The 14,757-nt window shown below is 40.5% G+C and carries 16 protein-coding genes and 1 tRNA gene; 6 read left to right on the forward strand and 11 right to left on the reverse strand.

The window, feature by feature from the left end; all coding sequences use genetic code 11:
• Window positions 1-79: 79 nt before the first annotated feature.
• On the reverse strand, window positions 80-2,185 hold the full coding sequence (gene recG, locus SGI74_05170) for an ATP-dependent DNA helicase RecG (GenBank protein MDZ4676884.1): 2,106 nt from the start codon (window positions 2,183-2,185) through the stop codon (window positions 80-82).
• A gap of 61 nt (window positions 2,186-2,246) precedes the next feature.
• On the opposite strand from recG, the gene SGI74_05175 reads away from it, so the two are divergent.
• A complete protein-coding gene (locus tag SGI74_05175) occupies window positions 2,247-3,182 on the forward strand; it encodes an HD domain-containing protein (GenBank protein ID MDZ4676885.1) in 936 nt (311 codons plus the stop codon).
• A gap of 4 nt (window positions 3,183-3,186) precedes the next feature.
• Here the strand turns inward: SGI74_05175 and SGI74_05180 are convergent, their stop codons facing one another.
• The 8 genes from SGI74_05180 to SGI74_05215 all read right to left on the reverse strand — a co-directional run bounded on the left by SGI74_05180 (window position 3,187) and on the right by SGI74_05215 (window position 8,482).
• Complete coding sequence (locus SGI74_05180) at window positions 3,187-3,570, reverse strand: hypothetical protein (protein MDZ4676886.1); 384 nt, start codon at window positions 3,568-3,570, stop codon at window positions 3,187-3,189.
• A 211-nt stretch (window positions 3,571-3,781) separates the two neighbouring features.
• Window positions 3,782-4,141, reverse strand: coding sequence for a hypothetical protein (locus SGI74_05185; protein ID MDZ4676887.1), 360 nt, complete (start codon window positions 4,139-4,141; stop codon window positions 3,782-3,784).
• Between the two features lie 4 nt (window positions 4,142-4,145).
• Window positions 4,146-4,577 carry an SRPBCC family protein gene (locus tag SGI74_05190; protein ID MDZ4676888.1) on the reverse strand — a complete coding sequence of 144 codons (432 nt, stop codon included), beginning with the start codon at window positions 4,575-4,577 and terminating at the stop codon, window positions 4,146-4,148.
• 11 nt (window positions 4,578-4,588) lie between these two features.
• Window positions 4,589-4,843, reverse strand: coding sequence for a hypothetical protein (locus tag SGI74_05195; protein MDZ4676889.1), 255 nt, complete (start codon window positions 4,841-4,843; stop codon window positions 4,589-4,591).
• 33 nt (window positions 4,844-4,876) lie between these two features.
• Window positions 4,877-5,836 (reverse strand): class II fructose-bisphosphatase, encoded by a 960-nt coding sequence (glpX, locus tag SGI74_05200; protein MDZ4676890.1) that lies wholly within the window; start codon window positions 5,834-5,836, stop codon window positions 4,877-4,879.
• Between the two features lie 17 nt (window positions 5,837-5,853).
• Window positions 5,854-6,234: a thioesterase family protein gene (locus tag SGI74_05205; protein ID MDZ4676891.1), complete on the reverse strand. Its 381-nt coding sequence runs from the start codon at window positions 6,232-6,234 to the stop codon at window positions 5,854-5,856.
• 56 nt (window positions 6,235-6,290) lie between these two features.
• On the reverse strand, window positions 6,291-6,938 hold the full coding sequence (locus SGI74_05210) for a hypothetical protein (protein ID MDZ4676892.1): 648 nt from the start codon (window positions 6,936-6,938) through the stop codon (window positions 6,291-6,293).
• Entirely contained in the window at window positions 6,935-8,482 is a 1,548-nt protein-coding gene (locus tag SGI74_05215) for a metallophosphoesterase (protein MDZ4676893.1), read from the reverse strand. Before SGI74_05215 ends, SGI74_05210 begins: the two co-directional genes overlap by 4 nt.
• On the opposite strand from SGI74_05215, the gene pgsA reads away from it, so the two are divergent.
• Complete coding sequence (gene pgsA, locus SGI74_05220) at window positions 8,473-9,045, forward strand: CDP-diacylglycerol--glycerol-3-phosphate 3-phosphatidyltransferase (GenBank protein ID MDZ4676894.1); 573 nt, start codon at window positions 8,473-8,475, stop codon at window positions 9,043-9,045. The two genes, SGI74_05215 and pgsA, sit on opposite strands and share 10 nt — an antisense overlap.
• A 41-nt stretch (window positions 9,046-9,086) precedes the next feature.
• Here the strand turns inward: pgsA and SGI74_05225 are convergent, their stop codons facing one another.
• A complete protein-coding gene (locus SGI74_05225) occupies window positions 9,087-10,355 on the reverse strand; it encodes a hypothetical protein (GenBank protein MDZ4676895.1) in 1,269 nt (422 codons plus the stop codon).
• A 136-nt stretch (window positions 10,356-10,491) separates the two neighbouring features.
• Here SGI74_05225 and SGI74_05230 point away from each other — a divergent pair.
• From SGI74_05230 to SGI74_05245, 4 genes are all read left to right on the forward strand, one after another.
• Window positions 10,492-10,568: transfer RNA gene (locus tag SGI74_05230), tRNA-Gly, on the forward strand.
• A gap of 169 nt (window positions 10,569-10,737) precedes the next feature.
• The gene (locus tag SGI74_05235; protein MDZ4676896.1) at window positions 10,738-11,415 is read left to right on the forward strand and encodes a helix-turn-helix transcriptional regulator; all 678 of its coding nucleotides are present in this window, start codon (window positions 10,738-10,740) and stop codon (window positions 11,413-11,415) included.
• Between the two features lie 552 nt (window positions 11,416-11,967).
• The gene (locus SGI74_05240) at window positions 11,968-12,345 is read left to right on the forward strand and encodes a hypothetical protein (protein MDZ4676897.1); all 378 of its coding nucleotides are present in this window, start codon (window positions 11,968-11,970) and stop codon (window positions 12,343-12,345) included.
• Window positions 12,342-12,950, forward strand: coding sequence for a hypothetical protein (locus SGI74_05245; protein MDZ4676898.1), 609 nt, complete (start codon window positions 12,342-12,344; stop codon window positions 12,948-12,950). Before SGI74_05240 ends, SGI74_05245 begins: the two co-directional genes overlap by 4 nt.
• A gap of 65 nt (window positions 12,951-13,015) precedes the next feature.
• On the opposite strand, the gene SGI74_05250 is transcribed toward SGI74_05245, so the two are convergent.
• Complete coding sequence (locus tag SGI74_05250; protein MDZ4676899.1) at window positions 13,016-14,053, reverse strand: Fic family protein; 1,038 nt, start codon at window positions 14,051-14,053, stop codon at window positions 13,016-13,018.
• Window positions 14,054-14,757 lie beyond the last annotated feature (704 nt).

The following is a 14,757-nucleotide window of genomic DNA, read 5'->3' on the forward strand; positions in this document are numbered from 1 at the left end:
AACACCGATCCAAAAGCTGACTAAACGCACCATAGAGTTGATTTGCAAAGGAATTTTCACTGACTTTATGCGTAATTATTTAACCAATAGTAGCAAAAAGTAGTACTGATTTTTTTCTCGAAAACACAGCTTCATGAATCAATTTATTATCAGGAGATTTTAAATCTGGATCTTTTTCTAATATTTCAAACGCAGCTTTTCGCGCTTCGGTCAGTGTTTCTACGTCTCTTACAAGATTTGCCAATCGAAAACCTGGTAAGCCTGATTGACGGGTTCCTAAAAATTCTCCAGGGCCTCTGATTATTAAATCTTCTTCCGCAATTTTAAAACCGTCTTGGGTTTGAGCCATAACTTCTAAGCGCCGCTTTGCCTCATCACTTTGAGCACGACCTGCAAGTAATATACAATAGCTCTTATGAATTCCACGCCCCACGCGCCCTCTGAGTTGATGAAGTTGTGATAAACCAAATCGTTCTGCGTGCTCAATCACCATGACAGACGCATTGGGCACATCGACCCCTACTTCAACAACAGTGGTAGAAACTAAAACTCTCAATTCTCCAGCTTTGAATTGATGCATGAGATTTTCTTTTTCGATGGATTTTAAACGACCGTGAAGAAGTCCCACACTATGGGGTTTAAATTCTTCACTTAGAGTTTTAGCCATATCAGTTGCATTTTTAAGATCCAATTTTTCTGTTTCTTCAACGAGCGGATAAATAACGTAAGCTTGACGTCCGCGTTCGAGCTGACCTCGCACAAAATCATAAACTAAATTGCGTTTACTCTCATATGTCACTTTGGTTGTGATTGGTAATCGGCCCTTTGGCATCTCTTTAATAATTGAAACATCAAGATCACCATAGACTGTCATGGCGAGAGTGCGTGGTATAGGTGTTGCTGTCATAATTAAAAAATGGGGGCTGATACCTTTTTGTTTAAGTTGAGCACGTTGCTTGACACCAAATCGATGCTGTTCATCTATAATTACAAATCCTAGATTATTAAAATTAACTCCCTCTTGTATCAAGGCATGAGTACCAACTACTAATTGAAATTTTCCATTTTCTATTCCCTCGCGAACTACTTTTGCATCTTTTTCTTTTTGACCACCGCTTAAAAAAGCGACGTTGATGCCAAGATTTGCAAAGAGGCTTTGGGCTTTTGTAAAATGCTGTTCAGCTAAAATTTCTGTGGGCGCCATAATTGCTACTTGAAATCCATTTTCAATGACCATCGCGGCTGCTAAAAATGCAACTACTGTTTTTCCACAACCCACATCACCTTGCACAAGTCTATGCATGGGGTGAGGGTGAATCACGTCACCTGTGATATCAGCTAGAGTTTTTTCTTGGCCTTCAGTAAGTGTGAATTCTAATTGTTTACGAATTCCTTGGCTTAAAGTGGTGAGCGCTCGTAACGCAGGAGCTTTTTCTTTGATCATACCGTGACGCGTGCGCGCGAGATGTAGCTCAAGCCAAAAAAATTCTTCAAAAATAAGTCGACGTTGATGAGGTGTTTGAAATTCTTGCCATGCTTTTACATCTTCTTCACCAGGCTTATGTACTTTTAATAAAGCTTCTTTGAGTGGTGGAAGGCCGTATTTTCTTAAAATCCATTCAGGCATAGTTTCTTCAACAAGAGAACCCACATTAGACAAGGCCGTTTGAACAATTTTACGGATGAGTTTTTGATTAAGCCCTTCTGTTTCAGAATATATAGGTAATAACCCAGCATCTTTGTCTTCGCCGACCTCATCTCCGGCTTCATCAAGCACACGAATATCTGGATGATGAATTTCTTTTGAACCGCGGTATTCTTTTACTTCACCCGTTACTCTGACCAATGTCTTGGGTTTAAAACTTTCAAAATAACTTTTAAACGGAACTCGAAACCACTTACCGGTAATTTGTCCAGTGTCATCACGCAGTAAAACTTCATGAATCATACGCCTTGTTCGCCCCATGGGAATCATGCGGTAATGCTGAACTTGGGCTACAAAAGAACAAAGCGTTCCAGGCATCAATTGATTAATAGACTTAGCTGAGCGGCGATCTTCGTAGGTTCTAGGAAACCACTGCAAAACATCGCCGACATTATGAATATCTTTACGCGCAAGAAGACTTGAGACCTTGGGGCCTACGCCTTTGATAAATTGAACCGGTGTGTCGAGCTCTAGAGACATAACTTATCTTTACAGGCTCTTGCCGTTGACAGTCAATGCAGTGCCTCGTCATAATTAAGAAATGGAGCAAAAATACTTCAAGATTAGGTTGGCGAGTATGCATCCCAACCGAAAAATCACATTTGACCTCTTTATTTTGCTTAACGGCCGCTATGTTCTGTATCTCAGAACAGGAAGCGCTTTTGAGGGTGAAAAACTAGGGCACTTCGTATCTCGAAAAGCTGACGTCTTTTTTATAAAAGAAGAAGATCGCGATGGTTATAAGTCTTATATTAAGGATCGCGTTGACGACACAGAACATTCCCCTGCTGAAAAAGCATTGATCCTTAAAGAAAGTTCATTTTCTTTAGTTGAAGAACTTTTTGAAAATCCAAAAGTAGATCAAGCCCTTGAAGAATCAAAATCCGTTATTTCAAACTTTATCGATTTTATTGATGCAGAACCATCGGCTGTCGCAAATCTTATAGGGCTCAGTAGTCATGATTTTTACACTTACAATCATAGTCTTGATGTTTGTGTTTACTCGTTAGGCTTAGCGCAAAAAGCTGGTTACACAAAAAAAGAAGATCTTTTAGATATCGGTCGCGGAGCACTTTTTCACGATATTGGTAAAAGAAAAGTTCCTGTTGAAATAATTTGTAAAAGCGGCGGCCTTGATGAATCAGAGTGGGCGCAAATGAAACGCCATCCTCTTTACGGCCTGCAACTTCTTATAGATTATCCAGATGTTTCTGACGCCATTAAAGCGTGTGTATTTGAGCATCATGAAAACCATATAGGTAACGGCTATCCGCAAGGGCTTAAGGGTGGAGACATTCACCCTATGGCTCGCATCGTGGCCCTTACCGACACTTACGACGCCCTTACTACCAAACGATCATACAATGTCCCCATGTCTCCTCATGAAGCCCTCACTTTAATGCGTGATAAATTATCTAGCCGCTTTGACCCTGATTTACTCAAAGCCATGTACAGCATTTTATTTCATATTGAATAAAAATTTACCAAGTACAAAGCTCAACAGCACGGGCGAGTGCTTTATCTGGACTCTCATAGGTATTTTCTAAAAGCCACTTGTGAGATTCTTTTACACAATCAATGTTGCCACCTTGACTACAAATTTCTGTGGCGTAATCGAGCGCTTTAGAAGGGCCAGAATAGGTTGCTTGCAATATCCAATAATAAGACTCGTGCATGCATTCAAATGAGCCTCCACGAGAGCAAACTGTAACGGCTCTTTCAACAGCCTTATCTTGACTGTCATATGTGCGTAGCGAGAGCCAAGTTTTAGTTTTCTTAAAACAACTAGCCCGTGAATCTTCTTGAGCAAAAGAAGTGGTTCCCAAAAAAAGTCCTAGGAATAAAACCATTGTGAAAAGTTTCATAAATCCTCCGTAAGTGCAGTTCCCTTACTTCACTTTGCTTTTATTTTGTCGCATGACAAATGAATTCATAAATTATGTATGAATCTGGCCAGGAGGTATAAAAGTGGGTTAAGGATTCAGATTCCCACACGAAGCTGAGGCAATTTCTCAAGTACCGAAAGCTGACGCGCTGCTAACGAAAAAGGTACCGGGTACCGACTGACCGACTGGGCTAGTCTTTGTCTTTTTTCATTACTTCGATCTCGGCTGAGATCTTGAATTTATGATTTTCTACAAACTTGCTGGCTTCTTTTACGATGTCTACATGACTTAAAAGTGCGCCAATTTCTTTACTCACTCTTTGTACGAGTTCGTCTTTTCCTTTACCGGCACTTTGCAAAACAAAGGTAAGAACTTCTTTTGGAAGTTTGATGTCGCTTAAATAATTACGAATGCTCTCTTCTGTCATGAAAGCTGCACCCAAACCAACAGAGAAGAGTTTTTTAACCGTATCAAGTACAGGGCCGCCGTGTTTTTCTTCTACATCATCAATTTCATCTTCATCATTATTTTTATTTTTTTTATCAGTCATAATGTTAATCCTTTTGAGCTTCAGCTTTTTGCTTAAAAGCTTTCATCATAGTTGGAAGATTTACTTCGATAAGTTTTTTCTCAATCATCCCTGGAACAAACAAGGTAAATTTGGCTGTAATATTGTAATCAACTTGTGTTCGACCTTCGCCAAGATCTTTAAAAGTCCACTTACCTTGATTTTCTTTAAATAAATCACCTGAGTGAAACTTCCAGCTGATTTCAGAAAATGGTTTTTCAAAAGTCCAGAGTTGGTAACGAAATGATTTAATTATCTGCAGTTCATATTCGATAAGTTTTTTATCAGGAGAACTATCGATTACTGAAATGCGTTTAACGTCGCTTAAAAAACTTGGATAATTACTGTAATCAGATACTGCTTGAAAACAGGCTTTCACGGATGCATTAAAAACTTCACTCACAGATGCTTGGGCCATTTTATAACTCCCTATTTTTTCTTAAATAATGCGTCAGCTGCGGCTTTGGGGTCAAGTTTCTTTGTGGCAATGCCTGAGGCTCTTTGACCCGGCTTAAAAAAATCACAGAAATTTGCTTTTTCTTTATCAATAACTCTTTCTGCTGCAGGTTCATGACACTCGTTGTAAGCAAGAGCATCATAGAACTCACAGTTTTTGCAAACCCGTGCATCAAATCGACATTCAGTGCATACATCACCACGTGAGATGGTTTTGCCTAAACCCATTTCTTTTTGGCAACGATGACAAATCGCCATTTACTATAAAGGTTTGTTATTTAATTGATGCTCTGCGACGATCTCGCGCACCGTACCTGTTTTTGAGCGCATCACCAAACTATGCGTGTGAGCTGTATCACCGGCACCGAATCGAACACCTTTGAGCATTGTACCATCAGTAACACCTGTGGCACAAAACATGACATTGCCTTTTGCAAGTTCAGTAATGGAATATGTTTTATCAAGTTTAGTAACGCCCATTTTTTGAGCGCGTTTTTTTTCTTCGTCATTTCTAAATTTTAATATTCCTTGAAAATCACCACCTACACATCTTAAAGCGGCAGCCGATATAACACCTTCAGGTGCTCCACCAACACCTAAGAGTAAATCTACACCTGTGTTTTCACGGCAAGTTGCAATCGCCGCAGAAACATCACCATCAGTGATAAGCTTTATGCGAGCTCCTGTTTTTCGAACTGCTAAAATAAGTTCTTCATGTCGAGTGCGATCAAGAATAATGACTGTCACATCTTCAATGTCTTTACCAAGAGCACGAGCTACGGATTTGATATTTTCAGCGGGAGGTGCATGAATATCGACTTTACCTACGGCTTTTGGGCCAACAGCAATTTTATCCATGTAGGTGTCTGGTGCATGCAAAAAATTTCCGCTTTCAGCAACAGCAATAACACTGATGGCATTTTCTCCACCGCGAGCGCAAATTGTTGTTCCTTCTAATGGATCAAGTGCTATGTCTACTTTAGGAACTTCAGGCCCGCCCTTACCTACTCGCTCACCAATATAAAGCATGGGGGCTTCATCGCGTTCGCCCTCGCCGATAACCACAGTGCCATCAATTTTTAAAGAATCAAAAGCGCGTCTCATAGCATCGACCGCAGCTTGATCAGATATTTTCTCATCACCCCGGCCCATGAAACGTGCAGCTGCAAGGGCAGCGGCCTCTGTAATCCGAACAAATTCTAGTGCTAAGTTTCGATCCATAGATTCCTCTTATTGAATTAGCCTAAGATTTTTTGAAGATCTTCAGGCATTTTTATAATCTTAAATGTTTCGTCAATCGTCACATGATGTGTAAAACCTGTGACTAATAAATCACCTGTTTCTTTATTTCTTACTTCATAATTAAATACAGCACGAGCCCCCATGCGGCTTGGCTTTACTGAGATGATCAAGACATCTTCAAATCTTGCTGGTTTTCGATAACGACAACCAATTTCAACTAACGGCAAATGGAGCCCTTTTTTAGCCCAATGGGCATAGTTGATACCATTTTCTTTAAGCCATGCAACTCGAGAGACTTCAAAATAACGCAGATAATTTGAATGATGAACAATCCCCATTAAATCAGTGTCTGCAAAAGCTACTCGAATTTCGGCCACGCATTACTCCACTTTACTTAATTTCTTAACGTGCCCTAGAGACTCTTAGAAATTTGTCATCGAGGCAATACTATTTTGAGTTCTTTTTTGGATTTTTCCCATTCACTTTCAATATGAGCACGCATGCGAGCCGCAATCTTACGCCCGGCGATTTCTATAATGGGGCCAGAAAGTATCGCAGGAATACCTAAATCATGAGCCATATGAGTTGCATCCATTGAAATTTCAGTATGCTCAGAGCCATCTCGATCTTCGATGATGACCCCTTTCATTCCTTTAAAACTCCCTGAGATTGACTCCCAATTTATTCTATAACCATTAGCTGTGCTTTGAGTTTCCATGTGAAGTGTCATGCGCACGTGGTAACCCAATAGAGAGGTATGAACAAAAAGATTTTTTGTTTTTGGATCAAAAGAAGTCTCATCAACATAGGGCAATAATTTTGAATAGCTATTAAAATCATTGATGTGTTGATGGGTAAAACTCAAAGGTGCATGTATTCTTCCGCCACAGGCCATTATAAGTCGTTCTTGATCTTTCACTTCATCGGTTTTCACCGAGATTGCGATATAACGATCTTCTTTAATAGATTTATAAACTTTAGGTTTTGATTTCCAAAAAGGCGCTGGTGTAGGAGTTGGCTCTGCTGCGTTTAGTGTATTATTTATTATTAATGATATTCCTATAACCAGAATGATTCTCATCGATCAGTGACACTCACCCTATTAAGTTGTGGAGCCTCAAGGTTTTTTGTAGCTAGAAATGTTTCTTCAACAAGCTTTCTAATCTCAACGCCTGTTTCAACAGCTTGAATAGGACAATACTTTTCTTTAAAAAATTCTCTACAGTGATTAACTATATAGCTTGGTAACGCCACTTTAATGGAATCTTTTTTAGAAACAATCGTCACTTTACTTGATAAAAGATTTCGATTGAGTGGATCAAGTTTTAAACTCGCTTTTATATTTGAAAAAGCAAAAGGCACAAAACTTGTATTTTTATAATAACTGGTGATTGATTCTTGAAGCATTTCTTGTAAATGCAATCGTGGCAAGGTTGCTGTCATAACTTGGTCTTCAAAAGGAATAGACATCCATAGGTGATCTCTTAAAACTTTACCTTTTTGAATACCTTCACGAACAAATGCACTATTGATAAAACCCACTTGGGCATTATTTTTTGACGTAATAAGATCTACCACAAAATTTGATAATGCTCCTTCGTGACGATTTAAATTATTAATAACACCAAGTTCTGTTTGCGCTTGAGTGAGAACTTCAAATGCCTCAGGCGCCCATTTTTTATAAGCAGATTTTATAGCAGCTTCGATTTTTAAATCAGCAACCTGCATTTCTTCCCCTATGGGCCAAAAAGTGCTCTCTAATGAATTTACTTTTTTAATATTTTTATCATAAACAACGGTGACAACACCGAGCTGATGCCCGAACTCACCCGCTTCAACGACCATATTCTCACCAAGTTTTTTCTGATCAAGAGAGAGCTGGTGAGCATGGCCACTCACCACAAGATCTACTTGAGGATATTTTTTAGCCAACGCTTCGTTTTTCTTAAAAGCCTGATGAGCAACGACGATGAGTACATCTACCTGTGGCCTTAACTTTACTATTAACGGACCAACTGTCTCAAGTGGGTCTAAGATTTTATAGGGAGCTTTTGCATCATCTTTTGTTGATGGCTGAAATTCATTATCGATTGACCATATTTCAGTAAGACCAATAAGACCTATAGTGAGGCCAGATTTTTTAATCACAAGGTAGGGTTCAAAAACGTGAGCACCGTTTTTATCAACGAAATTTGCAGCTATTATGGGGGCTGGTTCTTTATTTTTTGACCAATCAAGAAAACGCTCAATACCGACTTTGATTTCGTTGTTACCTAAAGCACGTGCATCGTAAAAAGACATTTGTGATAAAATATCAGCTGTTGCCTCATCTTGACTTTTTTGTGCAGGCATAGAGCCACGTTTATAAAAATCCCCTGCGTCTAAAATAAGGGCTTGAGAATCTTGTTCACGAATAATGCGTAAGACACTTGCCAGATAAGCAAGGCCTCCGCGATGTTTTCCGTCAGGGAGCAGGCGTGAATGAATATCATTGGTGTGATAAACTTTTAAGGTGACAAAGCGGTCATCTACACTTTGTTTTGCACTGCAACCAAACACACAGATGATAATGGAAATTGCTAGCAAATATTTGAATTCACGCATATATCGAAACAATGAAATCACAAAGACTCCCCTTTTGGAAGCGACAGCTTCCCAACTTCATAACAGGTCTTCGAATAGCATTTATCCCACCTGTTGTCATTGCTCTGTTGTATGACACACCCGAAGCCGGTTTTTGGGCCGCTGTTTTCTTTATCTTAGCTTCAGTAAGTGATTTTTTTGATGGTTATTTTGCCCGTATTTATAATGTGGAGTCACTTTTAGGAAAATTCTTAGACCCTGTTGCCGATAAACTCTTAGTCACAGCTGCATTAGTTATGCTTATTCCCTTAGGCCGTGTTTCAGCAATTCTAGTTTTACTGATTTTATCACGGGATTTATTAATCAATGGATTAAGAGCCGTCGCTGCGTCAGAAAAATTTGTCATAGGCGCTGGGTGGACAGGAAAATGGAAAACTGGCGCACAAATGTGTGCGATTCCTTGTTTGATGTTAAAAAACCCTTTGCTCGGCGTTGATCTTTTATTGGTAGGCCAAATTTTATTATGGATTAGCTTAGTGTTGAGTCTTATCTCGGGTTTTCAATATTTGAGAGATTTCTTTTCTCGTTACTCTGAAATGCCATAAAAAAAGCCGAAGCCCTAGGCCCCGGCTATAACAATAATTTCTTATTTTTTATAATAAACACGCATAAGTTCACTGACATGAACATCTTTGAGATGCCCGCGACGACTACACATGAGGTTGGTTGTATCAATTTGGTAACTGATCATGGTTTCCACTGATCTGTCGTAGAATTCTACATAACAATCAGGAAGCCCGAGCACATGACCAAACTCATGACGAATTGTCCATTTAACGTTGTATTCAGTTAAAGGTTCAGCGGCGTTCATTGTGATTTGATTGCCTGCTAGGCCATTCACATTTGGTGTCACGTTTTGTTCAAAACGAATGAACGGTGAATAAGCATTTTCTAAGGTAAAATCAAGTCGCATATTCCAGCTACCTAACTTCCACTCATCTTCAAGATTATCTATCAAAAACTTCTTAACAACTTCGCTATTAGGATTCGTAAAAGGCACACGCATTACATCAGGTGCACAGCTATTCCAGACAACATCATGACGCCTTACAGGAATGATGAAGTAATTATCATAAATGCGTTTTGCAATGGGTAAGTAGCGTGTGTAAAAACCCACAACCCTTTGTTGATTAATAGCTATATTGAGTTCTGAAACACAATTATCGCCGCTGCTATTTTCACATAAATTCAAAAGCAGTGGCTTCAGGCGAGTCTGTGTAACCGCATCTTGATGGTGAAAGTGAGTGAGCTTTTGTTGAATATCTGTTTCGCGAGTTAATAAATAATAGCCACGGATGTCTTGTTTCTTACGTAGTGTTAATTGAAAAAGATAGGGTTTTAAAGTGGTCCAACGAACTGCGATTCCGTAGACACGGTCAACTTTTCTTCCCCATTCTAAAAATGCCGCTTCTTCAAGTGGAGGATTTTGCGTGAATGCAACGTTTTCTAAAAGTACCCTTTTAATTTCAGCAGGCAATAAGGTTTTAAGCTCTTCAAACTGAGCATGAATAATAGTGGGGTTATATGTTCTTGGCGTTTCAACGGGGTAGGCCATTTGAGTAGCGGCTGAGCTTAACGAAAGCTTATTTGCTTCATCTCTGTATTTATTCATGTGATCAATCCAACCTAGATTTCGCTTACCCATCTCAATAATGGCGGCGAATTCATTAAAGCGGATCTTATTAAACGGACCAGAAGCTTTTAAAAGCTCACTGTATTCACGCCCGGTCATTTCTAAATCAAGATGTGGAATACGATCTTCTTGAGCTACAGCTTTTGACAAATTGCCTGACCATAGAGTCACTGATAAAAGTGCCGATGCCAGGAGAACATTAAACTTTGAATTGTTTTTCATATGGTTAGCCCCCTTTTCAATGTGTGACTTTATATAAGGAGGTGTGGGAGTCAATTGAAGGATAATTACAAATTCTGCGGAGCTTATTGTTGACACTCCACGCCGGGCTATAGTAGTTAAATACTTCTTTTGCGACGCGGGTTTAGCTCAGTTGGCTAGAGCGGTACCTTGCCAAGGTACAGGTCGAGGGTTCGAGCCCCTTAACCCGCTCCAAATTAAGTTTTGATAAATTTAGAATTGGAACTTCACTTACTAATAGCTCAACACAGTTAAGTATTTAGAAACACTTGAGGTCCAATTCGGATTTCTTGGCGTAAGCCCTCTAAGGACCCCTTGGGGAACTCTGTTTCCCTGCCATTACCCTGCCACCGCCGCTTCTCACATGAAACGTTTCCTGATCTTCAGATTTTCTGAACTTCGGGAAACGTTTCCTAACTTTCAGATTTGCTATCGCAAGTCTGTGGAAAGAGAGGCGTCTATGGATGCACTAGAAAATCACGGCGCGCTTTTGCGCGAACTTCGCAAGCGCGCGAAAATGAGTCTTCAGATTGTAGCGAACAAGCTCGGGCGTAGCTCCGGCTGGCTGAGCGAAGTCGAAAACGGAGTCGGCACTTCCCGTCTGAACAGCCGCGAGTTTGACCGCCTTGTCGATGTCCTCGGATTCAGCAAAGACCGCCACCAGTTCAAAACATGGATGGCGGGCCTGAAGAATCAGGAGCGCGCCTCAAAGGCATTCGACGGCGCTGTCCTGAAGTTCATCCGTATCAAGAAGGGTGTGAGCCTGACGGCCGCAGCGAAGCGGCTTGGGGTGTCTAAAGGCTATCTCTCCAAAATTGAAACTGGTTTGGTGCCGGTTTCGCTGGAGCGTCGCAATCAACTGATGATTGCGTACGGCTACAGCCCCTCAAGTTTTAAGAACTTGAGCACCGATCCGCTCAGGTCCAAAGCCGTCCCGAGCCGTTTCAAATTTGAAATCATGCTGCAAACCATTTCACCCGAAGCGGCTGAACATATTTTTCAAGCCGCACTCGCAAATCACCAGCGCCCACTGAGCGCATAACTTAAGGAGTTTTTATGTACGAGATCACGATCAAACTTATTGTCGCAGCAGCATTACTTGAATTGGGGCATGCGGCCGTGAGGCATGGCGACATCGCATCACGCGCTGGCATCAACAGGATAGAGCGAGCGTCGCGGCAGGTTCTGCGCGTGGATTGGAAACCGATTTCGGTTTTTCCGGAGGAGACTGCGCGATTTCGAGAATCATCGAAATGAAGATCGCCGCTCGTTCGAAAATTTATAAAAAACAGGCTCCTTAATTTCTGGGAGCCAGTTGACCGATTTGGGCAATGGCGCTTTTAACCAGCATGCTGGTTAAGTTTTGAGGACAGACCGCACGTCGTAACGTCAAATGCGACACCTATTTCAGCTGCCGAAAATTCGGCAAACAAAAGGTCGACTTTACCGGTAATAACGTAGGTGTAATTGTTGGATTTTACGTTGGATTTTATTCGCGCCCGCCGGCCGGGAGGGAAAATCTCAGGCCAAGTCAAATTGAAGGAGGGGTTCGAATCTCTCCTTCTCCGCCACTCCCACGGGATTATCTGCTACGATGACTATTCGCGACCAAGGCATCGAGGGTAATGCGAAAGTTGTACTCACTGATATTCAAGTTGAAGTGGAGGACCCAACAAAATTAGGGCTCCCCTCACTTATGGCTAAATTAAGTAAGGTTATGTTCTTAGGTTCGGGTATGAACCGCTTCACACTTTCAGGGCGCATCAAACAAAAATTCTATACTGAAGGCGACGTCGGCGTCATGAGTGAAGATTGGGTGCAGCCTCTCACAATGAAAATGAAACTTCTTTGGGGTATTGAAATGCCTGTCCCACTTGTTGCTGATGTTATACAGGAACTCACTAATAAAGTGATGCCCGTTATGGATATACGAGGTATTAAGAATTTCGCAACTGCATTAATTCTGAAATGAGAAATACAGCGACTATTATAAGTATCTCTGAACAAGTTGATCCAAGGCCTGATCTTGGTTTTGGAGGTTTTTATGTTGAAAGTAACAGTTTTATCCCTGGTTTTTCACTCTCAGACTTACGCCCTCTCTTCAATCAGATTTCAATTAATGGTCGGTATAGATTAGCTGGTGGTCCGTTCATAGTCATTAATGAGAATGAAGCGCGTAAAGAAATTGATCATGTACAATTTAATATTGCTGGTCAAGTCGTCGGAAATACCAAGATCAGTTTAGAATTTAGTGATGCAAATCAAAACAGTAAGTCACTCAGTGTGAAAAATATCGACCAAGGATCTGCAACGGGTTTTAGTAATCTAGAAGTGACAGAAACAACTTTTATGGGAAGTACAGGTTTACTTATTAAGCAAACTGGCCAATATCACAACGATGCAGAATTAGGAAATGCCCTTTTAAATCTCATGTATCCAACGGGTATGAGCTCACCACTTTCTCATATTTTTGGCTATGTGCACGTCGCTTCATATAATCCAAGTGCCATAGCAAATTTGCTTTACGACACCTATCCCAACAAGGCTAAACGTATTTCATTTAAAAACATTTTTTAACAACTGATGCGCTGTATTTAGATGCTAGGAGTAATCCCTTAGCGACAAGACATATGCACCGTTGCCTAACGTCTTTTCCACCGAGCGCCACGACCACTACCTAGTAGAGTTATGATTTTTTCTTTTTTCAATTGAGCCAAAGTTTTTTTAACGATCTCTCGATCAAGTCCGGGTTGAAGTTTTACAATATCAGAAACCGAAAAGGATTCAACCATCTCACTCACCATGCCACGAATCATAGCCGTCTTTGAATCGCCTTGCTGTGACTCAACTCTGTCCTTGAGCTCTTGATAACCCGACTTGAGATGACCTAAAAAATAACTCCACCAAGGTAAAAGATCGTGGGTTGATGAATGCCAATGTTTCGACGATGAGCCCAAAGCTTGGTAGTAATCATCTTTTGTGATTTCAATAATACGTTCAAGACTAACATAGCGCCCAACATCGTATTCGCATTGATAAAGACAAAGCAAAGTCAAAAGCCTTGATACACGGCCGTTTCCATCGCGAAAAGGATAAATGCAAAGAAAGTCTAAGACAAAGATACCCACCGTTAAGAGTTCAGGTAAAGTTCGTTTTTCTTGGAGACCTTTGTAATTCAAGCAAAGTTTTTTGATGGCACCTGGGGTCTCTTTGGCGGGAGTACATTTAAATCGTATGCTACGATCACCATTTTGCGAAAATTCTACGATTTCATTATCTCGCACTTTCCATTGACCAGCGTCCCCAGTTAGCCCCCCTTGTGCTAGTTTATGAATTTTTTTAATTGTTTCTGGTGTGATTTCGATTTTCTGATGGTTTTTATGAATCCACAGAAGAGCTCTTCTGTACCCTACAATCTCCTCTTCAGGACGATCTTTCGGTTGTGTCGTTCCCAAAACAAGTGGAATCAGACGCTTTGATTCCACCTCAACACCTTCAATGCGATTGGATGATTCAGAACTTTGAATGAGCGCTGACTCACGAAGTTTTGAAATAACTTCTGACTTCGTTCTTCTCCAAACTTCTTGAAGACCCCGAGCTTCAGCGAGTTGAGCTAAGAACCAACCAAGAGAAGGGTGCAAACGTAACTTCTCAATGTACTCTTTATTAAATGACGACATTCCTCTATATTACCCATTTTTGCAAGCCCTTACCCATTCTCTACTTGTTAGCTAGATCTTGTACCTTGCCAAGGTACAGGTCGAGGATTCGAGCCCCTTAGCGCTGCTGGCTTTTGCTATGAAAACTAATTTTCTTGGATAACTAAAAACAGAGGTTGCTTGGAAAACGGTTTGCGCAGTTTACCGAGTTTGCTTGGAAAATGATGAGTGCGGATTTACCGAGGTTTCTTGGAAATGGTGATCGTGAATATGTAAGCGCGAATATGTTGGTGCGAATATAGGCGCATGAATATATAAGTGCAAAAATGTAAGTACGATATGTAAGTACGAATATGATGAGAGATAATATTTTTTAATTTTAATATGGTGACATTATCGCTGCAACACCACATTTTCTAATGGCGCAACCTGAAACATAGGTAAATATTTTTTTATTATAATATTATAATATTGACGTCTTTTTCTACGACATAATCTTGTTGGTACGAGCTTTTTTCATGTGAAATTTCAAAAAACTTAAACCGATCCATTCTTGATTCGTGCAGCCCGGCTATGTCGTTTTAATAATTATTTTAATTTCTCCCTGCGTTCACAAATTTCTTTGTTCTAAAAAAGCCATGCTAAGGTGATTTTGTTTTCGTGATTACTTTTTATGGAGGCTCATGTGACGAATATCAAAACCATTTCTGATCAAGTTCTTTGGG

The sequence above is a fragment of the Oligoflexia bacterium genome (genome assembly GCA_034439615.1).
Classification (GTDB): Bacteria; Bdellovibrionota; Bdellovibrionia; order JABDDW01; family JABDDW01; genus JAWXAT01.

Excerpts from the sequence above, each read along its gene's own strand:
- recG (MDZ4676884.1), bottom strand. The coding sequence starts at position 2,185 with ATGTCTCTAGAGCTCGACACACCGGTTCAATTTATCAAAGGCGTAGGC.
- SGI74_05175 (MDZ4676885.1), top strand. The coding sequence starts at position 2,247 with ATGGAGCAAAAATACTTCAAGATTAGGTTGGCGAGTATGCATCCCAAC.
- SGI74_05180 (MDZ4676886.1), bottom strand. The coding sequence starts at position 3,570 with ATGAAACTTTTCACAATGGTTTTATTCCTAGGACTTTTTTTGGGAACC.
- SGI74_05185 (MDZ4676887.1), bottom strand. The coding sequence starts at position 4,141 with ATGACTGATAAAAAAAATAAAAATAATGATGAAGATGAAATTGATGAT.
- SGI74_05190 (MDZ4676888.1), bottom strand. The coding sequence starts at position 4,577 with ATGGCCCAAGCATCTGTGAGTGAAGTTTTTAATGCATCCGTGAAAGCC.
- SGI74_05195 (MDZ4676889.1), bottom strand. The coding sequence starts at position 4,843 with ATGGGTTTAGGCAAAACCATCTCACGTGGTGATGTATGCACTGAATGT.
- glpX (MDZ4676890.1), bottom strand. The coding sequence starts at position 5,836 with ATGGATCGAAACTTAGCACTAGAATTTGTTCGGATTACAGAGGCCGCT.
- SGI74_05210 (MDZ4676892.1), bottom strand. The coding sequence starts at position 6,938 with ATGAGAATCATTCTGGTTATAGGAATATCATTAATAATAAATAATACA.
- pgsA (MDZ4676894.1), top strand. The coding sequence starts at position 8,473 with ATGAAATCACAAAGACTCCCCTTTTGGAAGCGACAGCTTCCCAACTTC.
- SGI74_05225 (MDZ4676895.1), bottom strand. The coding sequence starts at position 10,355 with ATGAAAAACAATTCAAAGTTTAATGTTCTCCTGGCATCGGCACTTTTA.
- SGI74_05235 (MDZ4676896.1), top strand. The coding sequence starts at position 10,738 with ATGAAACGTTTCCTGATCTTCAGATTTTCTGAACTTCGGGAAACGTTT.
- SGI74_05240 (MDZ4676897.1), top strand. The coding sequence starts at position 11,968 with ATGACTATTCGCGACCAAGGCATCGAGGGTAATGCGAAAGTTGTACTC.
- SGI74_05245 (MDZ4676898.1), top strand. The coding sequence starts at position 12,342 with ATGAGAAATACAGCGACTATTATAAGTATCTCTGAACAAGTTGATCCA.
- SGI74_05250 (MDZ4676899.1), bottom strand. The coding sequence starts at position 14,053 with ATGTCGTCATTTAATAAAGAGTACATTGAGAAGTTACGTTTGCACCCT.